25 protein-coding genes, 1 tRNA gene and 1 pseudogene are annotated in these 20818 nt (G+C 64.8%); 8 read left to right on the top strand and 19 right to left on the bottom strand.

Going from position 1 to position 20818, the window contains the following annotated elements; genetic code table 11:
• Positions 1-87: 87 nt before the first annotated feature.
• The 4 genes from BCCGELA001_RS27095 to ygfZ all read right to left on the bottom strand — a co-directional run bounded on the left by BCCGELA001_RS27095 (position 88) and on the right by ygfZ (position 2858).
• On the bottom strand, positions 88-594 hold the full coding sequence (locus BCCGELA001_RS27095) for a tyrosine phosphatase family protein (protein WP_008570647.1): 507 nt from the start codon (positions 592-594) through the stop codon (positions 88-90).
• Between the two features lie 148 nt (positions 595-742).
• Positions 743-1357 (bottom strand): YfbR-like 5'-deoxynucleotidase, encoded by a 615-nt coding sequence (locus BCCGELA001_RS27090; protein ID WP_008562188.1) that lies wholly within the window; start codon positions 1355-1357, stop codon positions 743-745.
• Positions 1354-1980 (bottom strand): DNA-3-methyladenine glycosylase I, encoded by a 627-nt coding sequence (locus tag BCCGELA001_RS27085; RefSeq protein ID WP_008562191.1) that lies wholly within the window; start codon positions 1978-1980, stop codon positions 1354-1356. Before BCCGELA001_RS27085 ends, BCCGELA001_RS27090 begins: the two co-directional genes overlap by 4 nt.
• Complete coding sequence (gene ygfZ / locus BCCGELA001_RS27080; protein ID WP_060736718.1) at positions 1977-2858, bottom strand: CAF17-like 4Fe-4S cluster assembly/insertion protein YgfZ; 882 nt, start codon at positions 2856-2858, stop codon at positions 1977-1979. Before ygfZ ends, BCCGELA001_RS27085 begins: the two co-directional genes overlap by 4 nt.
• Positions 2859-2959: 101 nt before the next feature.
• Here ygfZ and BCCGELA001_RS27075 point away from each other — a divergent pair, with 101 nt between their 5' ends.
• The 5 genes from BCCGELA001_RS27075 to BCCGELA001_RS27055 all read left to right on the top strand — a co-directional run bounded on the left by BCCGELA001_RS27075 (position 2960) and on the right by BCCGELA001_RS27055 (position 7067).
• Positions 2960-4294, top strand: a complete 1335-nt coding sequence (locus BCCGELA001_RS27075; RefSeq protein ID WP_008562204.1) for a dihydroorotase — start codon at positions 2960-2962, stop codon at positions 4292-4294.
• 172 nt (positions 4295-4466) lie between these two features.
• Positions 4467-5336 carry a sulfurtransferase gene (locus tag BCCGELA001_RS27070; RefSeq protein ID WP_008562211.1) on the top strand — a complete coding sequence of 290 codons (870 nt, stop codon included), beginning with the start codon at positions 4467-4469 and terminating at the stop codon, positions 5334-5336.
• Between the two features lie 90 nt (positions 5337-5426).
• On the top strand, positions 5427-6116 hold the full coding sequence (locus tag BCCGELA001_RS27065; RefSeq protein ID WP_008562212.1) for an RNA polymerase sigma factor: 690 nt from the start codon (positions 5427-5429) through the stop codon (positions 6114-6116).
• 87 nt (positions 6117-6203) lie between these two features.
• Complete coding sequence (locus tag BCCGELA001_RS27060) at positions 6204-6737, top strand: DUF4142 domain-containing protein (protein ID WP_060736717.1); 534 nt, start codon at positions 6204-6206, stop codon at positions 6735-6737.
• A 9-nt stretch (positions 6738-6746) separates the two neighbouring features.
• Positions 6747-7067, top strand: coding sequence for a cupredoxin domain-containing protein (locus BCCGELA001_RS27055; RefSeq protein WP_008562214.1), 321 nt, complete (start codon positions 6747-6749; stop codon positions 7065-7067).
• Between the two features lie 183 nt (positions 7068-7250).
• Here BCCGELA001_RS27055 and BCCGELA001_RS27050 read toward each other — a convergent pair whose 3' ends face one another.
• The 4 genes from BCCGELA001_RS27050 to BCCGELA001_RS27035 all read right to left on the bottom strand — a co-directional run bounded on the left by BCCGELA001_RS27050 (position 7251) and on the right by BCCGELA001_RS27035 (position 9090).
• Complete coding sequence (locus tag BCCGELA001_RS27050; RefSeq protein WP_008562226.1) at positions 7251-7517, bottom strand: hypothetical protein; 267 nt, start codon at positions 7515-7517, stop codon at positions 7251-7253.
• Between the two features lie 211 nt (positions 7518-7728).
• The gene (locus BCCGELA001_RS27045; protein ID WP_008562229.1) at positions 7729-8106 is read right to left on the bottom strand and encodes a TIGR02301 family protein; all 378 of its coding nucleotides are present in this window, start codon (positions 8104-8106) and stop codon (positions 7729-7731) included.
• Positions 8107-8151: 45 nt separating this feature from the next.
• On the bottom strand, positions 8152-8586 hold the full coding sequence (locus BCCGELA001_RS27040; protein WP_008562231.1) for an NUDIX hydrolase: 435 nt from the start codon (positions 8584-8586) through the stop codon (positions 8152-8154).
• A gap of 3 nt (positions 8587-8589) precedes the next feature.
• Positions 8590-9090 (bottom strand): hypothetical protein, encoded by a 501-nt coding sequence (locus BCCGELA001_RS27035; RefSeq protein WP_060736716.1) that lies wholly within the window; start codon positions 9088-9090, stop codon positions 8590-8592.
• A gap of 77 nt (positions 9091-9167) precedes the next feature.
• Between BCCGELA001_RS27035 and BCCGELA001_RS27030 the strand changes: the two genes are divergently transcribed.
• The gene (locus BCCGELA001_RS27030) at positions 9168-9932 is read left to right on the top strand and encodes an SOS response-associated peptidase (RefSeq protein ID WP_008562234.1); all 765 of its coding nucleotides are present in this window, start codon (positions 9168-9170) and stop codon (positions 9930-9932) included.
• Positions 9933-10047: 115 nt separating this feature from the next.
• On the opposite strand, the gene BCCGELA001_RS27025 is transcribed toward BCCGELA001_RS27030, so the two are convergent.
• The 8 genes from BCCGELA001_RS27025 to BCCGELA001_RS26995 form a co-directional block, all read right to left on the bottom strand.
• A complete protein-coding gene (locus tag BCCGELA001_RS27025; protein WP_008562236.1) occupies positions 10048-11241 on the bottom strand; it encodes a CaiB/BaiF CoA transferase family protein in 1194 nt (397 codons plus the stop codon).
• A 36-nt stretch (positions 11242-11277) separates the two neighbouring features.
• Complete coding sequence (locus tag BCCGELA001_RS27020) at positions 11278-12207, bottom strand: glycine/sarcosine/betaine reductase selenoprotein B family protein (protein ID WP_060736715.1); 930 nt, start codon at positions 12205-12207, stop codon at positions 11278-11280.
• A 173-nt stretch (positions 12208-12380) separates the two neighbouring features.
• On the bottom strand, positions 12381-12773 hold the full coding sequence (locus BCCGELA001_RS27015; protein WP_236840754.1) for a hypothetical protein: 393 nt from the start codon (positions 12771-12773) through the stop codon (positions 12381-12383).
• Positions 12770-12949: a hypothetical protein gene (locus tag BCCGELA001_RS36220; RefSeq protein ID WP_082813680.1), complete on the bottom strand. Its 180-nt coding sequence runs from the start codon at positions 12947-12949 to the stop codon at positions 12770-12772. Before BCCGELA001_RS36220 ends, BCCGELA001_RS27015 begins: the two co-directional genes overlap by 4 nt.
• Before the next feature lie 189 nt (positions 12950-13138).
• Positions 13139-13720 (bottom strand): hypothetical protein, encoded by a 582-nt coding sequence (locus tag BCCGELA001_RS27010; RefSeq protein ID WP_008562249.1) that lies wholly within the window; start codon positions 13718-13720, stop codon positions 13139-13141.
• A gap of 10 nt (positions 13721-13730) precedes the next feature.
• The gene (locus tag BCCGELA001_RS27005; protein ID WP_008562251.1) at positions 13731-14174 is read right to left on the bottom strand and encodes a GNAT family acetyltransferase; all 444 of its coding nucleotides are present in this window, start codon (positions 14172-14174) and stop codon (positions 13731-13733) included.
• A complete protein-coding gene (locus tag BCCGELA001_RS27000; RefSeq protein WP_060737861.1) occupies positions 14171-15595 on the bottom strand; it encodes an FAD-binding oxidoreductase in 1425 nt (474 codons plus the stop codon). Before BCCGELA001_RS27000 ends, BCCGELA001_RS27005 begins: the two co-directional genes overlap by 4 nt.
• A gap of 16 nt (positions 15596-15611) precedes the next feature.
• Positions 15612-16601, bottom strand: coding sequence for an L-threonylcarbamoyladenylate synthase (locus BCCGELA001_RS26995; protein WP_060736713.1), 990 nt, complete (start codon positions 16599-16601; stop codon positions 15612-15614).
• A 68-nt stretch (positions 16602-16669) separates the two neighbouring features.
• Here BCCGELA001_RS26995 and BCCGELA001_RS26990 point away from each other — a divergent pair.
• Positions 16670-16746, top strand: a tRNA-Pro gene (locus BCCGELA001_RS26990).
• 290 nt (positions 16747-17036) lie between these two features.
• Here the strand turns inward: BCCGELA001_RS26990 and BCCGELA001_RS39475 are convergent.
• From BCCGELA001_RS39475 to BCCGELA001_RS26980, 3 genes and pseudogenes are all read right to left on the bottom strand, one after another.
• Positions 17037-17123 (bottom strand): annotated as a pseudogene (locus BCCGELA001_RS39475) (hypothetical protein); the annotation flags it as partial.
• 61 nt (positions 17124-17184) lie between these two features.
• Positions 17185-17511, bottom strand: a complete 327-nt coding sequence (locus tag BCCGELA001_RS26985) for a hypothetical protein (RefSeq protein WP_008562260.1) — start codon at positions 17509-17511, stop codon at positions 17185-17187.
• Positions 17512-17621: 110 nt separating this feature from the next.
• Positions 17622-17846: a hypothetical protein gene (locus BCCGELA001_RS26980; RefSeq protein ID WP_060736712.1), complete on the bottom strand. Its 225-nt coding sequence runs from the start codon at positions 17844-17846 to the stop codon at positions 17622-17624.
• A 782-nt stretch (positions 17847-18628) separates the two neighbouring features.
• On the opposite strand from BCCGELA001_RS26980, the gene BCCGELA001_RS26975 reads away from it, so the two are divergent.
• Positions 18629-20653, top strand: coding sequence for a TonB-dependent receptor (locus tag BCCGELA001_RS26975; protein WP_236840753.1), 2025 nt, complete (start codon positions 18629-18631; stop codon positions 20651-20653).
• Positions 20654-20818 lie beyond the last annotated feature (165 nt).

Genomic DNA, 20818 nt, shown 5'->3' with positions numbered 1-20818 from the left:
GGGACTGTCCCGTTGCGGAGAGACCCTCTCCCCAGCCCTCTCCCGCAAGCGGGAGAGGGGGCGCACCTGTGCTGTGGCGCGCAGCGGTCATTCGAGCTCGATCACGAAGGGGTGGCCCTCGACCATCATCGCGCCCGGGCCCATCTCGTCGAGCGCGCGCAGCATCCGGCCGTTGCGTCCCAATGCCCGATCGGCGAGGCTGACGATGCGCCGGTTCGGCGAGGCGATCGGCGAGGCTGCGCGGATCTTGCGGGCGATCTCGATCTCGTCACGATTCGGGTTGAGTGCGCACACCGCTGCAAACGCGCTCGCGGTGGAGCGGCTGATGCCGGCGTAGCAATGCACCACCAGCGGCGCAGAGCGATCCCAGCCGCGCACGAAATTCAGCACCTGCTCGATATGCGTCTCGGACGGCGCGACGAAGCCGTCCATCTCCTCGGTGATGTCGTCCATCGACACCTTGAGATGGTTGGCCGGCAACACCGACACCGGCCGCGCCACCTGCTCGACATTGGCCATCACGGTCAGCACGTGGCTGGCCTTGGTGAGGCGGACAGTTTCGGGAAGCGCGGCGAGGGAACAGACGTGGATCATGGTGGACCTTTTTGCCGCGGATTATAGCGAGCGATCGTAGGGTGGGCAAAGCGAAGCGTGCCCACCACTTTCGTCGCAATTAGGAAAAGTTGGTGGGCACGGCGCAAGAGCGCCTTTGCCAACCCTACGGGGCAACGAAGGAATGATGCTACGCGAACACCGCGCCGAACCGCTCCAGAAACTGCTTTTCGGCCCGCGCCGCGGTCCAGGGCGTGAGGTAGTCGCGCCGAACGCTGTCGGAGAGGTCGGGATCCTTGCCGAACAGGCGCCGCGCCTCGCTCTCGCTGAAGCCGGCAAGCTCGGTCGCTTCCAGATAGGCCGCGCCGCGATCGGCGGCCTTGATGGCCTGCGTGATCTCGTCCGGCAGCTCCGGCGGCAGGCCGAAGCGGATATGGATGGCGCCGAGCAGGCGTTTCTCGACCGCCTTGTAATGGCCATCGAGCACCGCCTTGAACGGAGAGATCATGTCGCCGATCACATATTCGGGCGCATCGTGCAGCAGCGCCGCAAGCCGCATGCGCTGATCGACGCCCGGCATCTCGTGCCGCATCACGGTTTCCACCAGCAACGTGTGCTGCGCGACCGAGAAGATATGTGCGCCTGTCGTCTGCCCGTTCCAGCGCGCCACCCGCGCCAAGCCATGTGCGATGTCGGCGATCTCGATATCGAGCGGAGAGGGGTCGAGCAGGTCGAGCCGCCGGCCGGACAGCATGCGCTGCCAGGCGCGGGACTGCGCATCGTGCGCGGTCTTCTTCGCCGTCATTTGTCCCTAAGGCGCGGCTTGCGCTGCGTCTTGCCGCAGGTCGCGTGGCAATGGCAGTCGACGAGATGGTCGTTGACCATGCCCGTCGCCTGCATGAAGGCATAGACGATGGTCGGGCCGACGAACTTGAAGCCGCGCGAGGACAGCTCCTTGGAGATCTGCACGGACAGCGGCGTCGAGGCCGGCACGCTCGCGGTGGTCTTGAAATGGTTGACCTTGGGCTTCCCGTCCATGAAGTCCCACAGCAGCTTCGAGAAGCCGGGTCCCTTCTCCATGATACCGAGATACGACTTCGCGCTCAGGATCGTGCCGTCGATCTTGGCCTTGTTGCGCACGATGCCGGCGTCGTTCATCAGCGCATGCACCTTCTTCTCGTTGTAGCGCGCGATCTTCTCTGGCTGGAAATCGTCGAAGGCTTTGCGGAAATTGTCGCGCTTGCGCAGGATCGTGATCCAGGACAGGCCGGCCTGGAAACCGTCGAGGATCAGCTTCTCATAGAGCGCGCGGTCGTCATATTCCGGCACGCCCCATTCGGTGTCGTGATAGGCGACATATAGCGGATCTTCGCCGGGCCAGGGGCAACGCGTCTTTCCGTCGGGATGCAGGCGAGGGGCGCGGCTCATGCGATGGGTTGCTTGGTTGGAATGCGCACGCTCTCGGGTTCTGCGAGCGTCAGTTCGAGGCCGCCGGCGGTGAGCGGCTGGCCGGCGTCGAGAGCGTCCGCAACGCGGTCGATGCGCACCAGCGCGATGCCTTTGCCGCCCGCCGTCGAGCCGATGGTGCCGACTTGCTTGTCGCCGGCGAGAATGGTTGCTCCGGCCTCGGGCGAGGGACCGTCAAGCAGCACCTTGACGCTGCGGGTGCGCGCGGTGCCGCGATGCTGCATGCGCGAGACGACCTCTTGGCCGACATAGCAACCCTTGTCGAAATCGACGCCGGCGAGCCGGTCCATATTGGTTTCGTGCGGGAACGCGTCGCCGTACATGAAGTCCAGCCCGCCGCGGGGAACGCCGAGCGCGATGCGGTGGGACTCGTACTCGGTGGCCTCGACGAGCTCTGCGCCGATCAGGTCGGACAGCTTCTGCCCGAGATCCTCGGGGATCAGGATGCGATAGCCGAGCTCGCCATTGCGCGGATCGGCAAAGGCAAGGTCCGGCTGCGCCGCGAGTGGGCCACCCCAGGCTGCGAGCACGCCGAGACTGTCCGACAGGTTTTCCACCGTGACCTTGGCGCGCAGCTTGTAGAATTTCAGCTTGGTGGCGAATGTTTCCGCCAACGCTTTCGGGCAGTCGATCAGGAACCCGCCGCCATGGCCGGCGGGCACCTCCGTGATCAGGAAATCCACGACGATCTTGCCCTGCGGCGTCAGTAACGCACCGAATCGGCCCAGGCCCGGCTTGAGCCTGTCGAGGTCGGTCGTGATGAGGCCGTTGAGGAAGTTGCGCGCATCCTCGCCCGCGACCTTGACCACGCCCCGGTCGGGAAGAAACGCTGATTTCATGCGAAAATCTCTTGCGACATGTTGCTCCGGAACGTAAGCCCGCAAGGCAAAAACGACAAGACCTCGAGCCCTGCGCTTGGGGATGAGAGAGGCCCTTTGCCATGACCCAGCGTTTCGACGTGATCCTCAAAGGCGGCACCGTGGTCAACCAGGACGGCGAGGGTGTTCGCGATATCGGCATCAGCAATGGTCACATTGCCGAGCTGGGTCCGCTGTCGCAAGGCTCAGCTGCCGAGGTGGTCGACTGCAAGGGCCTCCACATCCTGCCCGGCGTGATGGACACGCAGGTGCATTTCCGCGAGCCCGGGCTGGAGCAGAAGGAAGACCTCGAGACCGGCTCGCGCAGCGCCGTCATGGGCGGCGTCACCGCCGTGTTCGAGATGCCGAACACGTCTCCATTGACGGTGACCGAGACCACCTTCACCGACAAGGTGAAGCGTGCCCATCACCGCATGCATTGCGATTTCGCCTTCTTCATCGGCGGCACCCGCGAGAACGTGCAGGATTTGCCGGTGCTCGAACGGGCGCCGGGCTGCGCCGGCGTCAAGGTTTTCATCGGCTCCTCGACCGGCGCGCTGCTGGTCGAGGACGACGAAAGCCTACGCCGCATCTTCCAGGTGATCCGCCGCCGCGCCGCCTTCCATGCTGAGGACGAGTATCGCCTCAACGACCGTAAATCGCTGCGCATCGAGGGCGATGCGCGCTCGCATCCGGTCTGGCGCGACGAGACCGCGGCACTGATGGCGACGCAGCGGCTGGTGAAGCTGGCGCATGAGACGGGGAAGCGCATCCACGTGCTGCACGTATCCACCAAGGAGGAGATCGAGTTCCTGCGCGATCACAAGGACGTCGCCTCCTGCGAGGCGACGCCGCATCATCTCACGCTGGTCGCGCCCGAATGCTACGAGCGGCTCGGCACGCTGGCGCAGATGAACCCGCCGGTGCGCGGCGCAGATCATCGCGCCGGCATCTGGCGCGGTATCGAGCAGGGCATCATCGACGTGCTCGGCTCGGATCATGCGCCGCATACGCTTGAAGAGAAGTCGAAGACCTATCCGGCCTCGCCCTCGGGCATGACCGGCGTGCAGACGCTGGTGCCTGTCATGCTCGATCACGTCAACGCCGGCCGGCTATCGCTGGCAAGGTTCGTCGATCTCACCAGTGCCGGCCCCGCGCGTCTTTACAACATGGCCTGCAAGGGCCGTATCGCCGCCGGCTACGATGCCGACTTCACCATCGTCGACCTCAAGCGCAGCGAGACCATCACCAACAAATGGGTGGCGTCCAAGGCCGGCTGGACGCCCTATGACGGCGTGCGCGTGACGGGCTGGCCCGTCGGCACCTTCATCCGCGGCCGCCGCGTGATGTGGCAGGGCGAGCTGGTGACGCCCTCGCAAGGCGAGCCGGTGCGCTTTCTGGAGACGTTGAAGCAGTGAAGCGCGAGGTCGAGCTTCGTATTCCGCCGTCATGCCCCGGCTTGACCGGGGCATCCAGTACGCTAGGGCAATAGCTGGTACACATCACTGCGGCCGCTGGGATACTGGATTGCCCGCCTTCGCGGGCAATGACAGCGTTCCCACGATGCGTGAGCTATAATTGGGAGAAAGCATGACCATGCCATCACCCCTGATCACCACCGAGCAGCTCGCCGCCATCCTCGGCGATCCCAATCTGCGCCTCTACGACTGCACGACCTACAACGAGCCGGTGCCGCCGGGCAGCGACGTGCCCTATCGCGCGGTGCCGGGCGACAAGACGTTCGCCGCGGGCCACGTCCCCGGCGCCGATTTCCTCGATCTGCAAGGCGAGTTCTCCGACACCTCGGCAGAGCAGTTCTTCATGATGCCCGATGTGGCTCAGCTCGAGGCCGCCTTCGGCCGCCACGGTCTCGATGCGGGCAAGATCATCGTGCTCTACAGCATCGGCACGATGATGTGGTCGACGCGGTTCTGGTGGATGCTGCGCTCGCTCGGCGTCGATGCGCGTGTGCTCGATGGCGGTTTCGACAAATGGAAGGCGGAGGGGCGGCCGGTCGAGACGGGCGCGCCGAAGGGATATCCGGCGACGACATTCAAGGCCACACCGCGCCCAGGCTTCTTCGTCGACAAGAACATCGTGAAGGCGCGGATCGGCGATCCCGCGACCGTCATCGTCAACGCGCTCGGTCCGCAGTTTCATCAGGGTCTCGAGCCGAGCCGCTACGGCCGGCCCGGCCGCGTTCCCGGCAGTATCAACGTTCCCGCCGCGACGCTCACCAATGCCGACAAGACGCTGACGACGCTTGCGGATGCCGCGGCGAAATTCGCGGCCCAGGGCGTCACGCGGGATAAGAATGTTATCCTCTATTGCGGCGGCGGTATCTCGGCCACGATCGATCTGCTGCTACTGACGCAACTCGGCTACGACAGGCTGACGCTCTACGATGCCTCAATGGGCGAGTGGGCGAGGGATCCCGCGCTGCCGATCGAGGCGGACTAAGGGGACCCGCCAGGAGAGCGCAAGAAAGTCGGGAACCTTTCCCCTGGGCTCGCATCCAATGTCTGGATGAAGGGAAACAGGTGATCGCCCATGCAACGGACCGTAGCCGGCCTGTCCGCCGATGCCAGGACACCGGAAGCCGAGCTGATCGATCGTGCCCGGAGCCGCGACGAGGCGGCGTTGCGCGAGATCATGCAGGCCAACAACCGCAGGCTCTACCGACTCGCGCGCGGAATCCTGCGCAGCGACAGCGAGGCGGAGGACGTGGTGCAGGAAACCTACGTCCGCGCCTTTACCCATCTCGATGGCTTCCGCGGCGAATCTGGATTGTCGACCTGGCTGTCACGAATTGCCATCAACGAGGCGCTTGGCCGGGCGCGAAGTGCAAAGCCTCAGGTCGAGTTCGACTCGGTGTCCGAAGCTGCGCTCGAGGCACAGATCATCAAGTTTCCCGTTTCTCCCGCAGGCGATCCGGAAAGGACCATGGCCCAACGTGAAATCCAGCGCGTCGTCGAACGCGCCATCGACGAACTGCCGGATGTCTTCCGCATGGTATTCGTCGCGCGCGTCATGGAGGGCATGAACATCGAGGAGACCGCCGATCTGCTCGGCGTGAAGCCTGAGACCGTGAAGACGCGGCTGCATCGCGCCCGCACCATGCTGCGCGAGAATGTCGAGAAGGAGATCGGTCCGGTGATGATGGATGCGTTTCCGTTCGCCGGCTGGCGCTGCGAGCGCCTGACCGCGTCAGTGCTGAAGCGGCTCGGCATTGGCGGCTGAAATTTTCGGGAACGTTTACGCGAAGATCCCATCCAACGCCTGTGAAGCAACGCCGGCAAACCGACCGGCAGCACAGGAGTGTCAAGCATGTTTACCCGATGGAGCGCGGCCATCGCCGCAGCAATTCTGTTGTCGAGCCCGGCGCTGCTTCGAGGCGCGAACGCCGCCGACAAGCCCACCGATCCGCAGATTGCCCACATCGCCTACACTGCGGGCGTGATCGACATCAACGCGGCCAAGCAGGCGCAGAAGAAGGCCAAGAACAAGGACGTGAAAGCATTTGCCGAGGACATGCTGCGCGACCACGAGGCCGTGAATAAGCAGGCGCTCGCGCTGGTCAAGAAGCTGAACGTCACGCCCGAAGACAACGACACCAGCAAGGCATTGTCGAAGCAGGCGAGCGACAAGCTGGCCGAGCTCGACAAGCTGGACGGTGCGGCCTTCGACAAGGCCTATGTCGCGAATGAGATCGCCTACCACAAGGCGGTCAACGGCGCGCTGGAGACCCAGCTCATTCCGTCTGCCAGCAATGCCGAGCTGAAGAGCCTGTTGCAGACCGGCCTGAAAATATTCCAGGGCCACCAGCAGCACGCCGAGCACGTCGCGGCCGAGCTGAAATAGGGAGCGCAAATGAGACCAGGACGCCTCGCTGCGACCGCGCTCGCGGTCGTCTTCCTGTCGATGACCCTCCCGGCGCACGCCGCGACTATCGAGATCACGATGGAGAATCTCGTGATCTCGCCGGCGGAGGTAACGGCGAAGGTCGGCGACACCATCTCATGGATCAACAAGGACGTCTTCGCGCACACCGCCACGGCGAAGAACGGCGATTTCGACGTGACACTGCCGGAGAAGAAGTCGGCGACATCAGTTCTGAAGAAGGCCGGAATGGTCGAGTATTACTGCCGCTATCATCCCAACATGAAAGCGACGCTCAAGGTTGAGCCGTGAAGAGGAGGGCGCGCGTTCCCGGCTCCATCGGGAACATGTCCCGGTCATCGCGAGACTAATGCTCGTCTGCGTTCGATCGCTTCCGTGCGATAAATGCGGCAGACTTCGCGACGCCTTTCGCAAAGTCATTCATCCGTAGACTGGCCCCGCCCATGTGGCGGGGTCATTTTCGAGAAGGGCTTACTACTGCCTTGCGAGGCTGACCGAGAATTCGCCGTTGCGGATGCGGCCGGGAAAGCCCTCGACGAATTTCGCCACCGCGTCCTCGCCATACGTTCCGACCAACTCGGCAAAGGCCGCGAACAGGCTCGCCTGCGCCAGGCAGTCGCCATCGACGCCGTCATGGCGCGCTTCGGCCCAGGCTTCGTTGAGATAGCTCAGTGCGGCCTGTTTCTGCTCGTGATCGGGCAGTGGCGCGCGGGCGGGGGCGTAGGAAATCGGCTGGCTCATGAAACTCGGTCAGGGCTGGGGCGCGATCCACGGCGATGCGCTGTGCGAGAGGTGTAGCACGGGCGTTAACGACCGCTAGGCCACATCTTTAAGAACGGTTAACGGCTGTGAACAAAGTCGATGACAGGGTGCCAGCCGCACGCGCCACAGCCCAACCCTCATGGTGAGGAGCGTGCGAAGCAGCGTCTGCCCGCGGCCGGAAGAGATGAGCTCAGTTCGCGTAGCGCGCCGTCAGATCCCGCGAGATCTTCGAGCCTTCCTCGATATAGCGGCGGATCGCGACCGTCGCCGCCGGCGTGCAGCTCCGGTAGGTCTGCTGAAAGCCGTTATAGCCGCGGTTGAAACCGGCGATCATGCGGGAGCGGCGCTCGCCCGAGGGTGTTTCGGCATCGATCAGCGCCTGCATCTCGTTGCGCCATTTGTTGCCCTCGTTGGACCCGCAGATGCCGCGCAGATAATGCAGCCCGCCGAGGATCTCGGCCAGCCGCTGCAGGTCGCCGTCAAACGGCGCCGCCACGCCCTGGGCCCGGGCAGGCACGCAGGCGCAGGCGAGAATCAGGGCAAAAATGGCCAGAAATCGCGTGAACATCGGCGGCTGTATGCCCCCTTGGGGCGGTGGACGCAAGGCGGGGCGTCAGGGTCCGATCAGACGCGCAGCGGACTGGATGACCTCCTCCAGTCCTCCGGTCAGCTTGAGGTCGCCGAGGCCCGCCAGGGCATCCGGGGCGATCCAGCGGTAGTCGTCGAGCTCGTCGTTCAGAGCCGGCTCCTTGGCCACCCAGCGGGCGGCAAAGGACATGATCAGATAATGGCCAGCACCGGCCGAAGCCGGCAGCACCTCGCGCCAGCCGGCAAGGCCGACGATGTCGATGGCAAGCCCGGTTTCCTCGTCCACTTCACGCAGCAGGGCCTGGTGCAGCGATTCGCCGAATTCGACCCGGCCCCCGGGCAGCGAATAGAACCCTTTGGCGGGCGAGCGGGCGCGGCGGGTCAGCAGCACCTTGCCGTCGCGGAAAATCGCGGCACTGACTGCGATCTGGGGATGGGATGGCTGAACTGCCGATACCACGGCTCAGTTCGCCATGATGGTGTCGATGTCGGCCTCCGCGCCGCCATTGATGATGCCGCCGCAGGCCGCGATCAGCGGCTTGACCCAGGCCGTGGCCTGCTCGGCGAGCCGCACGCGCGTCGTGTCCTTCTCGACCTCGCGCATGGCCGAGCCGACCGCGGTCAGGATCGAGGTCATGGTGTCCGTGATATGATCGAACTGCGCGCGCACGCTGGGATCGGCCTTCTCATAGGCTTCGATGGCCAGATCCCGGGCCTTGAAATTCGACGCCGTGAAATGCTCGGCATAGGACAGCGGCGACCAGGTCAAAAAGTCTTCCGCACATTCCGGCATGTCAGGGACCATTTCCAGCAGCATCACCGCTTCATTGAAATGATTGAGATAGTCGGTGGCAAGCCCGGTCCGCGGGTTGATATTGGCCACGCGCAGCCGTTCGGCCCAGGCGGCCGCCTCGGGGCCCGTCTGTACATGCGTCCGCGCGGGTTGGGAGGCCATTGAGCTCATCGGCCGCAGTGTTAACGTTCGGGGTTAAAAGGACCTGAACGGACCCTATATAGACGGCCTGATATAGACGGTTTGGGATGTGTGGACGCTTCGTCATAACTTCGGCCCCCGCGGCTTTGCGGCAACTGTTCGGCTATGTCGAGCAGCCCAACTTCCCGCCCCGGTACAATGTCGCCCCGACACAACCGATTCCGGTCGTATGGATCGAGAACAGCGCGCGGCATTTCCGCCTGATGCGCTGGGGCCTGTTGCCGACCTGGGTCAAGGATCCCCGCGGGTTCACGCTCCTCATCAACGCCCGCTCCGAGACAATTCTAGAGAAGCCTGCCTTCAAGAAGGCGATCCGACGGCGGCGCGGGCTGATCCCCGCGGACGGCTATTACGAATGGAAGACGGAGGGCGGCCGCAAGCAGCCGTTCTTCATTCACCGCGCCGACGGCGCGCCGATCGGTTTCGCCGCGGTGTTCGAGACCTGGATGGGGCCGAACGGCGAGGAGCTCGACACGGTCGCGATCGTCACGGCGGCGGCGGGCGAGGATCTCGCCGCGCTGCATGACCGCGTTCCCGTCACCATCAGCCCGCGCGATTTCGAACGCTGGCTCGACAGTCGCGGCGACGAGGTCGATGCCATCCTGCCGCTGCTGACCGCCCCGCGCATCGGCGAGTTCGCCTGGCACCCGGTCTCCACCCGCGTCAACCGCGTCGCCAATGACGACGAGCAGCTGGTGTTGCCGATCAGTGCGGAGGAGATGGAGGCGGAGGCCGAGGCGGCCAAGCCGAAGAAGGTGGTGCGGAAGGTTGCGGCGAACTCGGCGGATGATGGGCAGGGGTCGTTGTTTTGATCACTGGTGCCGTAGGGTGGGCAAAGCGAAGCGTGCCCACCATCGCGCGCCCAGCACATCGTGAGATGATGGGCACGGCGCGTTGCGCCTTTGCCCACCCTACGGCGGCGGAGTTTTACACAATCTCCCTCGCCCTCAGCTCCGCGATCTCCGCAGCATCGAGCCCCAGCTCGCCCAGCACCGCATCCGTATCCGCCCCGAGCTCCGGCGCCATGCGGTCCAGTCTGCCGCCGCCATGGGCGAGCTTGAATCCGCTGCCGGCGAAGCGCAGCCGGCCGTAGGGCGTATCCAGCTCTTGAATGGCACCTCGCGCGGCAATCTGCGGATGGTCGATCACCTCCTCGACCTTCCAGATGCTGGCGCAGGGCGCGCCGGCGTCTTCTAGGATCGTCTCCCATTCGCGCGCCGGTTTTGCCGCCAGCGCCTCCTCGATGATGGCGCGTAGCGCCGGCTCGTTCTCGTTGCGGGAGAACCAGTCGGCGAAGCGTGGATCGGTCAGCGTGTCCTCGCGGCCGAGCGTCGACATCAGCGCGCGGTATTGCTTCTCGTTGTTGACGGCGAGCAGGATGTGGCCGTCGCCGCACTTGAACAAATTCGCCGTGGTCCTGCGGCTCACCGCCTGGTTGCCTGACAATTGCTGGCGATGGCCGGCGACCGACCAATCCGCGATCTGGCCCGAAAGGAACGCCAGCGTCGCCTCCAGCATGGAGACGTCGATCAGCTGGCCCTTGCCGGTGCGGTCGCGCTGGTACAACGCGCTCGACACGCCGAAGGCGGCCGTCGCGCCCGAGAGCACGTCGCATACCGCAAAGCCGGCGCGCGTCGGCCCGGTCTCGGGATGGCCGGTGATCGCCATGATGCCCGACAGCGCCTGCATCTTGCCGTCATAGCCGGGCCGCAGGCGGTCGCGTCCGGTCTGGCCGAAGCCTGAGACCGCGCAATAGATCAGCTTTGGATTGATCGCGGAGAGCGCCTCATAGCCGATGCCGAGCTTGTCCATCACGCCGGGGCGGAAATTCTCCATGACGACGTCAACCTGCGCCGCGAGCTTCTTCACGATCGCGATCGCCTCGGGCTTCTGCAAATCCAGCGTCAGGCTGCGCTTGTTGCCGTTGACGGCCTGGAATGCCGGCGCGAGGCCGCGCTCGGCCCATTCGCGTGAGAGCGGCGTGCGGCGCATGTCCTCGCCCTCGCGCCGCTCGACCTTGATGACGTCGGCCCCCAGCAGCGCGAGCTGGTAGCTCGCATAGGGGCCGGCCAGCACTTGCGTGAAGTCCAGGATCTTCACGCCCTCGAAAGGTCGCGTCACGTCGCTCTCCCAGCTTGTTCTGATTGTTGGACGACGTCAGGCGGCGCGGTTGCCGCGCGCGATCTCCTTCTGCTTGTCGAATTCTGAGCGGCGGCGCGCCAGTTCCTCGGGCGAGAGTTGCGCGACGTTGTTGTAGTCGAGCTTCCAGGACGCGTCCTCGCTCCAGCGCAGCGGCGACTGCATCGTCGTCTGCGGGCCGCTCGCGCTCTCCAGCAGTTTCAAGGCCAGCTCGAGCGTCTGCGCCTGCGAGGCGATGTCGTGCGGCTTGCCGGCGGAATTGCCGAGCGGGAAGTCCGAGAACAGGAAGCGCGGCACCGCCGCGTGCTCGATGATGTCCTTGGCGCAGCCCATGATCACGGTGGCGATGCCATTTCGTTCCAGATGCCGTGCCACCAGCGCCGTGGTCTGATGACAGACCGGGCAGTTCGGCACCAGCACGGCGACGTCGACCTTGTCGGCCAGGCAGCGCGCCAGGATCTCCGGCGCGTCGGTGTCGAGCGTGACCCGATGGCTGCGGTTGGTCGGCGCGCCGAAGAAGCGCGGGGCGACCTCGCCGATTCGCCCCGCAGCGCTCGCTTTCAGCAGTTGTGGCAGCGGAAACCAGGTGCCGTTGTCGGTCGCCGCGGTGTGCTTGCGGTCGTAGCCGATATGCGAGATGCGCAGGTCGTGCGACTTCGACGTGTCGCCGTCATAGACTTGGTAGAATTTCGCAGCTCCATTATACGCCGCGCCCGGTCCCTGGTCGCCCTTGGCGGGATCGAACGGCGCAGCGGTGGTGATGATCGTCACGCGTGACTGCGACAACGGCTTCTTCAGCGGCTGAAACGGCGCTTCGGTGTAGTGCGCCCAGCGATACGGCGTGGTGTAGCCGATCGCCGCGTAGTAATCGCGCGTGCGCTGCATGTAAGGGACGGGAGCATCATAGTCGGGCGCAAAGCCGAATTCGTCGTCGCGCGGAGCGGACATGGGCGCGTCTCCTGGTTCTTGGTTGGAGCCAGAGTAGAGATAGTTTTCGCGTTGCTCAACGGGGGCGGGGGGGACGCAGGCCTGAATTGCAGATGTGGATGGTGCAGCGTCGGCGCTGCTCCGCGAACCGACGGTAGAAAGTCCTCGCTGACGACGAGCGTGATTCGGGATCGCTAGTTGCGAGTAGCGATCGGTTGCGTGCCTTGTTGGCCGGATATCCTGGCACGCCATCGCTCTTCAAAGGTGTCGGCTTCTTCCAGTGCCAACGCTTGCGCATCTAAGGGATTGCCGGGCTTGCCAGCTATGACAACGCCATCAGCTTTTTCGCGAGAACTGGGTCCGGAGGAAGCCTCTGTCGGCCACGCCAGCAATGATTTCGAGAGCATGGGCTTGCCCGCGTACCAGCACTTTCGTCCGTCGATGAGACGATAGGACCACCATTGCCCTTGCGGATTTGCCGGCATTGCAGCGGCGCATTGCTGCTTAGCATGCACGCTTGTCATGTCGAATGATGAGAGCGCAGCAGTGCAAACGGCCAAAGCAAACGATTGAAGTGGCTTGCTCATGAGCAACTGCCTTGCTGCTGCAATCGACCTACAGCAACAATCAAGGCGGGGCATTCGAGAACTTCCACCAATTTTTCAAGGATGCACGCATTATCCTTGTGGCAGGGCCGTAGGTATTCTTCCAATATGAGTTGCGCTTCGCTAATCGCTTGCAGTGCCAATTGCTGATCAGTCATCCTGCTTACTCATCAACTAGTTGCGCTACGCGAATAGCGGACGCAGAAATCAAGTCAGCTTTGCGGAATATCCCCGCTCTTTTTTCACTTTTTGTTTCAGCTTCCGGCTTGCGGCGGTGGCCAGGTACCGCTCGCCTGGAGCAAAGCGGCCGTCACGCTAGGAACATCGGCGTCCACGTTCTCGCAAGTTCACCTGAACACGTGTAGCGCCACATATTGCAGCAGCATGATCGCCTTGGCGTCGATGATCCGTCCGTCCGCGATCATCGCCAGCGCCTCGTCGATGCCGAGCTCCAGCACCTCGATGTCCTCGCCCTCGTGTTCAAGGCCACCGCCGTCGCTGACGCGCATTTCCGGCTCGTATTCGGCGACGAAGAAGTGCACCTTCTCGGTGAGGGCGCCGGGGCTCATGAACGCTTCGAACACCTTGTGGACATGGTGCAGGCGAAAGCCAGTTTCCTCCTCGGCTTCGGCGCGGATGCGCATCTCGGGCTCGGCGTTATCGAGCACGCCGGCGGCCGCCTCGATCAGGAGGTCGTCATAGCCGCGGATGAACGCCGGCAGGCGAAACTGCTTCACCAGGATCACCGTGCGCCGCGCGCGGTTGTAGGGCAGCACCGTGGCGGCGTTGTCGCGCTCATAGGTCTCGCGGTGCTGCGTCTGCCACTCGCCATTGGCGCGCCGGTATTCGAACGTGGTGTTCTTCAGCGGCGTCCAATTGTCGGAGAGCACGCGGACGTCCTTGATGCGGACGCGATCGGAAATGGTCATGAGCGGGATCTCAGTTACTTGGCGTGGTCGCGCGGCCGTCGAGCCACTTCTGGAACATCACGGACGTCGAGAGCTCGAAGCCCAGCGATCCGTAGAACGCGTTGGCCTGCGCATTCTCGCGCCGGACCAGGAGCTGGAGCTTGGCGATGCCCGCACGCCGCAGCCAGTCCTCGGCGGCGGCCATGATGACGCGGCCATAGCCGCACTTCTGGCAATCGGGATCGACCGCGACGTAATAGACCCAGCCGCGATGGCCATCATGGCCGACCATGACGCTCGCGACGATCGCGCCGTCGTCGCGGCCGAGCAGGATTGTCGAATTGTCGCGCCGCCGCGCCAGCGCGATGTCGGCATGCGGATCGTTCCAGGGCCGCGTCAGGCCGCAGCGCTGCCACAGCGCAACGACGTCCTCCACGTCGGCATCCCCGATCGCATCGATCGCGAGCGCGCTCACAGCACCTTCCCCGGATTCATGATGCCGTGCGGATCGAGCATCGCCTTGATCGACCGCATCAGTTCGATCGCGGTCTTGTCCTTCACCTCCGGCAGCTCGTCGCGCTTGAGCACGCCGATGCCGTGCTCGGCCGAGATCGAGCCGCCCATGCGCAGCACGATCTCGAACACCACCGCGTTCACATCGTGCCAGCGCGCCAGATAGTCGGCGGTGTCGGCGCCGACCGGCTGGCTGACATTGTAGTGCAGATTGCCGTCGCCGAGATGGCCGAACGGCACCGGCCGTGCGCCGGGGATCAGCTTCACCACGGCGGCATCGGCCTCGGCGATGAAGTCAGGCACGGCGGCGATCGGCACCGAGATATCGTGCTTGATCGAACCGCCCTCCGGCTTCTGCGCCGCCGACATCTCCTCGCGCAGCTTCCAGAAATCGTTGCGCTGGGCGAGGCTCGCCGCGATCACGGCGTCGTCGACGATCTCCTCCTCCATGGCGCGGGTCAGGATCGTCTCCAGCGGCGTGCGGGCGTCCTCGCCGGGCGAAGACAATTCCATCAGCACGTACCAGGGATGCTTTGCGTCAAGCGGATCGCGCACGTCGATGCCGTGGCGGACCGAGAAGTCCACCGCCATCTCCGAGAGCAGCTCGAAGCTCGTCAGCGCGTTGGCGGCTTCGCTTTGCGCGATCGTCAGCAGCTTGAGCGCCGCCGCCGGCGATTTCAGGCCGACGAAGGCCGTCTCGATCGATCGCGGCTTCGGAAACAGCTTCAGCGTCGCCGCGGTGATGATGCCGAGCGTGCCTTCCGCGCCGATGAATAGGTTGTGCAGATTGTAGCCGGTGTTGTCCTTCTTCAGCTTCGAGAGCGTGTTCAGCACGCGCCCGTCGGCGAGCACCACTTCCAGCCCCAGCGCCATCTCGCGCGCCACGCCATAGGCCAGCGCGGCTGTGCCGCCGGCATTGGTCGAGAGATTGCCGCCGATGGTGCAGCTGCCCTCGGCGCCCAGCGACAGCGGAAACAGCCGGTCGACCTCCGATGCTTTCTGTTGCGCGATCTGCAGCACCACGCCGGCCTCACAGGTCATGGTGTTGGAGGCGGTGTCGACCTCGCGGATCTTGTCGAGCCGGCGCAGCGACACCACGACCTCGCCATTGTGCGGCGTCTGGCCGCCGACCAGGCCAGTGTTGCCGCCCTGCGGCACCAGCGCGATCCTGTGCTGCGAAGCGAGCTTGCAGATCTCCGAGACCTCGGCGGTCGAGCCCGGCCGCAGCACCAGCGGCGAGCGGCCGTGGAACAGATTGCGCTCCTCGGTGACGTAAGGCGCGATGTCGTTGGCATCGGTGATGGCGTGGCGGGCGCCCACGATCTTGCGAAATTGGTCGATCAGCTCGGGCGCAAGCGGCGGGATGGCAGGCTGATTGATCATTGTCTCTTCTTCGCTCTCATCTTGCCGCGGCAGCCCGGCGCAGCCGGTCATTGATCGCTTCGCCCAGGCCTTCTTCCGGAATGGCCATCACCGCGATCGCGCGCGGGCTCTTCGCATCGAGGGCGCGAAGATAGCCGAACAGATTGGCGGCGGCTTCATCGAGATCACCTGTGGGCGACAGATTCATGACGGCTGCGGCGGCCTCGATGCCCGGCATGCGATCGGGCCCGAACGCCAGCAGCGCTTCGCCCGGGGCAACCTCACGTGCATTGAGCCGCACATGGGCGCGCGGCGCGTAATGCGAGGCCAGCATGCCCGGCGCCAGCGGCTGGCTGTCGTCGCTCTCGGCTTCCGCCGGCGGCCGCGCCAGCGGCGCGCCGAGCACGGCCTCGATCCGCTCGCGCGACAGGCCACCGGGGCGGAGCAGCGTCAAAGTCTCGAAGCAGCCGACAATGGTCGATTCGACGCCGACCTCGACCGGCCCGCCATCGACGATCAGGTCGATCCGCCCCGATAGATCACTTTCGACATGGGCGGCCAGCGTCGGCGAGACATGACCGGAGATGTTGGCGGATGGCGCCACCACGGCTCCGCCGAAGGCACGCAGGATCGCCTGCGCCACGGGGTGGGCCGGGATGCGGATCGCGACCGTGTCGAGGCCGGCGGTGGCAAGGTCCGCGACGGGGCAGTCGTCCGTCTTCGGCAGCACCAGCGTCAGCGGCCCCGGCCAGAAGGCTTCCGCAAGCGCTAGGGCGCGCGCATCGAACCGCCCGATCCGGCGCGCGGCCGCGAGGTCGGCGACATGGGCGATCAGCGGATTGAACGCCGGCCGCCCCTTGGCGGCGTAGAGATGGGCGATCGCGGCGGCATTGGCGGCATCCGCCCCGAGCCCATAGACCGTCTCGGTCGGAAACGCGACCAGCCCGCCGGCCGCGAGCACGCGGGCAGCCGTGGCATCGGCCGCCGCGCCGGCCGGTAAAATCAGCGTTTCAAGACCCGTTTTCACAGGGATAAAATTCCTCTAGCCCGCCGCTTGCGGTGCGCCAAACCCGACGCTATAAGCCGCCTTCTTGTCGGAGTGTGGCTCAGCCCGGTAGAGCACTGCGTTCGGGACGCAGGGGTCGCAGGTTCGAATCCTGCCACTCCGACCATTCTTCCAAAAGTTGACGTTTTCCAGAGACTTGGCGGGCCGGCCGCCGGGGCCTCGGGAGCGCCTTTCTGCAACGATTTTCGAGGCGGGTCCACGGCCGATTTGGCCCAAGCAGGGACGCCTGTGCGCGCGGCATGGCTCGTCAAGCGACGATCCAGATCGGCCGGCGCTTGATGCCCGAAACTGATCTTCGTCGGCACCGGCCTGGATCGATTTCTGAGCCTTCTTGACGGCTTTGAGAAGGGTATCGTCAATCCGACTCTGCCATTCGCGCCCCGAAGCCTTGAAATGCTCGAGGACAACCGGGCTCAGTCGCAGCGAAACCAGCTTTTTTTGTACGTGCCTTGTTGGGGCCTTTACAGGGTCGCCATCGGTCAACGGATCGAGCCGAGCTCAACGGTCTCGCGTTTACCCGGTAACGTTCCTCTTCCGGCAAACGCTACCGCCGCGCCACCACGACGCCCACCAGAAACGCCACCATCAGCGACGGCAGCGGCGCCTCGCGCACCATGCTGCGGACGATGTCCGGCCAGTGCTGATCCGGGACGAGCTTTGGAGATCTGACCTCGGCGAGCGGCGCCATGCCCCACTCGGAGGCGAGCTCGGCGATCTCGCTTTGCGCCAGGCGCACGCCGTTGCGGACGCGGAAGATGGCGGCTTCCGATCGGTCGCGCGGCGCGAGCGCCATCAGCGTTGCGACGGCGGTGCGCAACGTCATCTCGCCATAGCCTTGCAGCCTCACCGACTCCTCGGGATCGGACGTCATGCGAAATCCCTCGCGGGCGCGAAGCGTCACGATTTACGCCAGGCCCGGCATGGAAATGGTGATGCGCGACGTTGGTTCCGCCGGGGTGAAGCGAATCGCGAAGGATCGGATTATTTCCGCAGCAGCTCGCTCAGGGCCGCCGTCGCCTCGGCACAGCGGATGTCGTCGATCTCGCGCGACAGGCTGAGTGCGCTGGCTTTCAGCTCTTCCACCTTCCAGCTCTCGGGATGCTGGCTTTCCAGCTGGCCGAGCCGCTTGTTGAGGTCATCCAGTCTCGACTGGAGCTGCCCGATGCTGGCGGCCCCATTCACTTTCCAAACGCGTTGTGCACGCATCGTCGTTCCCCTGATCGTCTCACGGCCTTGTGAGAGCGGTTCGTGGCCGGATTGGGAGTTTCTTTTGTTCGGCTTCAGACAGTTGGGAACCGTTGCAAATTCGCAACGCGGTCCTGGGTTGGACCTCTCCTCGCACTCCCCTGTGTCGCCCTATCAAGACATCACCATAAAAATATTCACATTTACCGAAATTCGGAAATGACGTAGTGTCGGGCGCAGCGTTACAAGCGCGACGCGCGTCTTCGACGCGCTAAGGCGTTGCAGCTTGTCCGGCACGAGGGCGCATCAATGACCGCGCTCGCGGTCGCCCATCGAGGGCCCCCTATGCGGTGGCCCGGCTCTTGCTCGGCAGTATGATGTATCTGTATAAACATCATACTGGGGGTGCCGTGAGTTTGTCAGGTGGTGTTGCAAGGCAAGCGTTCGAGCCCGGCCCGATCGCGCATCATCCTGCTCCATTCGCGGATGATGCGCCTCGCGCCGGGGCCGGACCGCTGCAATGCGTTGATGAGCGAGCAAGGCGATGTTGCGCGCTGTCGGTCCTGGTCGCCGCCGCGCTCCTCGGCGGCGACGGGGGCGCATCTGCACAGCAAAACGGCGCCTCGCGCGAACTGCCGCCGGTTCAGGTCATCGGCAGCGAGACGCAGCGTGTCCGAAAGCCTCCGCCATCGCGGCGTGCCAGCAAGCCGGTGCCCTTCCGAAGCCGTAGCCTTGCTGATCCGGCAGCGACGCCGGGATCGGACCCGGCCGGTGTCGCGTCCGGCCCGAAGCACTCTCCGAGCATGGCGAGCGAGGTGATCGTCACCGGTGCGGAGATCAACGCGCGCCCGGTGACCCGGCCGGGCGAAGTGCTGGAAGCCGTGCCGGGGCTGATCGTGACCCAGCACTCCGGCGAAGGCAAAGCCAACCAATATTTCCTGCGCGGCTATAATCTCGACCACGGCACCGATCTCGCCATCTATGTCGACGGCGTCCCCGTCAACATGCGCACCCACGGGCATGGCCAGGGCTATGCCGATCTGAATTGGCTGATCCCGGAGACCATCGCCGCGATGGATGTGCGCAAGGGGCCGTATTTCGCCGACGAGGGCGACTTCGCCTCCGTCGGCAGTGTCCATATCGGCCTGATCGATCGCACCGAAAAAGGCCTCGCGCAGGTGACCGCCGGCAGCTTCGGCTATCGCCGCCTGCTCGGCATGGATTCGGCGCAGCTCGGTGACGGCGCGCTGCTCATTGCCGGCGAGCTCGGCACCTATGACGGGCCCTGGGTCAATCCGGACCAGGTGCGCAAGCTCAACGGTCTCGTGCGCTACAGCCAGGGCACGGCGACAGACGGCGTCACCGTCACCGGCATGGCCTATGCCAACAAATGGAATTCCACCGACCAGGTGCCGCAGCGCGCGATCACCAGCGGCCTGCTCGACCGTTTCGGATCGGAGGACAGAAGCGACGGCGGCAACACCAACCGCTTCGCGCTCTCGGGACGCATCGCGCAGAGTGACGATCTCGGCTCGTGGAAGGCGAATGCCTATGTCGTGAAGAGCCAGCTCGATCTCTTCAACAACTTCACCTATTTCCTCAGCGATCCCGTGCTCGGCGACCAGTTTCACCAGCACGACGACCGCCTGATGGCGGGCGCCAACATCTCGCGCACGCTCAACGGTTCGTTTGCGGGCCTGCCGATGCAGACCACCTTTGGGCTGCAATCGCGCTATGATGCGATAGACCTCGCGCTCACGAACACGTTCCAGCGCGGCTTCCTGTCCAACATCCGCAGCGACAAGGTCGGCGAAGGTAGCGTCGGCGTCTATGCCGAGAACACCGTGCGCTGGACCGACTGGCTCCGGACGACGGCCGGCTGGCGCGGCGATTACTATGCCGCCGACGTCACCTCGCTGTTCAATTCCGCCAATTCCGGCAAGGTCGATGCAGCGCTCGGCAGTCCGAAATTCAGGATGGTGCTCGGCCCGTTCAATCGGACCGAATTCTTCCTCGGCGCCGGATACGGCATGCATTCCAACGACGCCCGCGGCGCCACCACGACCGAAGATCCGAGCGATCCCGCGACGCGGCTGACGCCGTCGCCGCTGCTGGTGCGCACCAGAGGCGCCGAGATCGGCGTCCGCAGCAGGATCATTCCCGGCCTCGACACCGCGCTCAGCGTGTTCGTCCTCGATCAGGATTCCGAGATCCTGTTTGCTGGCGATGCCGGCGACACCGAGGCAACGCGCGCCAGCCGCCGCTACGGGTTCGAATGGACCAACCACTACAGGCCGGCATCCTGGATCGGCATCGACGCCGATCTCGCAATGACGCATGCGCGCTTTCGCGGTTACAACGCCGCGCAGGCGGAGGCCTATGCCGAGCTCGCCGGCTATCCCGAGGCGCAGATCGGCAACGCACCCGGCAATTACATTCCCAACGCGCCGCCGATGGTGGCATCGGTCGGCATCACGCTCGGCGAGAAGACCGGCTGGTTCGGCACCGTGCGCTGGCGCTATCTCGCCTCCAGCCCGCTGACGGAAGACAATGCGTTCCGCTCGGCCGCGACCAGCATCTTCAACGGGCGCCTCGGCTATCGCATCGAGAATGGCTGGCGCGTTCAGCTCGACGTGCTCAATCTCTTCAACACGCGTGCGAACCAGATCACTTATGCCTATGGCTCGCTGCTCAAGACCGACACGCTGTATGGGCTCTGCACGGCTGGCGCCGCGCCGGCCGCGGTCTGCCGGAACGGCGTCATGGACTACGTGCTCCACCCGGTCGAGCCGCTGACGATCCGCATGACGGTGGCGGGGGCGTTCTGAGAAGCGTGCCGGATGGCCCTGCCGGTGTGGCGCTCCGCTGAGCGGCTAGACATTCGTTCCAGCGGAACGTCCGACAGATCGTAGCGCACAGGAGACCGGCGTTTGCGGCAGCCCTGATCTCATGACATCGGGACGTGGAGCGCTATACTGCCACCACGACCGGAA

It is taken from the genome of Bradyrhizobium sp. CCGE-LA001, assembly GCF_000296215.2.
In the GTDB taxonomy this organism is placed as follows: Bacteria; Pseudomonadota; Alphaproteobacteria; order Rhizobiales; family Xanthobacteraceae; genus Bradyrhizobium.
The sequence above is the reverse complement of the archived record's forward strand: the minus strand, read 5'-3'. Positions and strand labels throughout refer to the sequence as shown.

What these genes read in the sequence shown, in the direction of transcription:
- BCCGELA001_RS27065 (WP_008562212.1), top strand. Translation starts at nt 5,427, where the DNA reads ATGCAACGGACCGTAGCCGGCCTGTCCGCCGATGCCAGGACACCGGAA.
- BCCGELA001_RS26985 (WP_008562260.1), bottom strand. Translation starts at nt 17,511, where the DNA reads ATGACGTCCGATCCCGAGGAGTCGGTGAGGCTGCAAGGCTATGGCGAG.
- BCCGELA001_RS27060 (WP_060736717.1), top strand. Translation starts at nt 6,204, where the DNA reads ATGTTTACCCGATGGAGCGCGGCCATCGCCGCAGCAATTCTGTTGTCG.
- BCCGELA001_RS26975 (WP_236840753.1), top strand. Translation starts at nt 18,629, where the DNA reads ATGGCGAGCGAGGTGATCGTCACCGGTGCGGAGATCAACGCGCGCCCG.
- BCCGELA001_RS26980 (WP_060736712.1), bottom strand. Translation starts at nt 17,846, where the DNA reads ATGCGTGCACAACGCGTTTGGAAAGTGAATGGGGCCGCCAGCATCGGG.
- BCCGELA001_RS27085 (WP_008562191.1), bottom strand. Translation starts at nt 1,980, where the DNA reads ATGAGCCGCGCCCCTCGCCTGCATCCCGACGGAAAGACGCGTTGCCCC.
- BCCGELA001_RS27020 (WP_060736715.1), bottom strand. Translation starts at nt 12,207, where the DNA reads ATGTCCGCTCCGCGCGACGACGAATTCGGCTTTGCGCCCGACTATGAT.
- BCCGELA001_RS27090 (WP_008562188.1), bottom strand. Translation starts at nt 1,357, where the DNA reads ATGACGGCGAAGAAGACCGCGCACGATGCGCAGTCCCGCGCCTGGCAG.
- BCCGELA001_RS27095 (WP_008570647.1), bottom strand. Translation starts at nt 594, where the DNA reads ATGATCCACGTCTGTTCCCTCGCCGCGCTTCCCGAAACTGTCCGCCTC.
- BCCGELA001_RS27050 (WP_008562226.1), bottom strand. Translation starts at nt 7,517, where the DNA reads ATGAGCCAGCCGATTTCCTACGCCCCCGCCCGCGCGCCACTGCCCGAT.
- BCCGELA001_RS36220 (WP_082813680.1), bottom strand. Translation starts at nt 12,949, where the DNA reads ATGACTGATCAGCAATTGGCACTGCAAGCGATTAGCGAAGCGCAACTC.
- BCCGELA001_RS27035 (WP_060736716.1), bottom strand. Translation starts at nt 9,090, where the DNA reads ATGAGCTCAATGGCCTCCCAACCCGCGCGGACGCATGTACAGACGGGC.
- BCCGELA001_RS27075 (WP_008562204.1), top strand. Translation starts at nt 2,960, where the DNA reads ATGACCCAGCGTTTCGACGTGATCCTCAAAGGCGGCACCGTGGTCAAC.
- BCCGELA001_RS27055 (WP_008562214.1), top strand. Translation starts at nt 6,747, where the DNA reads ATGAGACCAGGACGCCTCGCTGCGACCGCGCTCGCGGTCGTCTTCCTG.
- BCCGELA001_RS27045 (WP_008562229.1), bottom strand. Translation starts at nt 8,106, where the DNA reads ATGTTCACGCGATTTCTGGCCATTTTTGCCCTGATTCTCGCCTGCGCC.
- BCCGELA001_RS27010 (WP_008562249.1), bottom strand. Translation starts at nt 13,720, where the DNA reads ATGACCATTTCCGATCGCGTCCGCATCAAGGACGTCCGCGTGCTCTCC.
- BCCGELA001_RS27030 (WP_008562234.1), top strand. Translation starts at nt 9,168, where the DNA reads ATGTGTGGACGCTTCGTCATAACTTCGGCCCCCGCGGCTTTGCGGCAA.
- ygfZ (WP_060736718.1), bottom strand. Translation starts at nt 2,858, where the DNA reads ATGAAATCAGCGTTTCTTCCCGACCGGGGCGTGGTCAAGGTCGCGGGC.
- BCCGELA001_RS27000 (WP_060737861.1), bottom strand. Translation starts at nt 15,595, where the DNA reads ATGATCAATCAGCCTGCCATCCCGCCGCTTGCGCCCGAGCTGATCGAC.
- BCCGELA001_RS27070 (WP_008562211.1), top strand. Translation starts at nt 4,467, where the DNA reads ATGACCATGCCATCACCCCTGATCACCACCGAGCAGCTCGCCGCCATC.
- BCCGELA001_RS27015 (WP_236840754.1), bottom strand. Translation starts at nt 12,773, where the DNA reads ATGAGCAAGCCACTTCAATCGTTTGCTTTGGCCGTTTGCACTGCTGCG.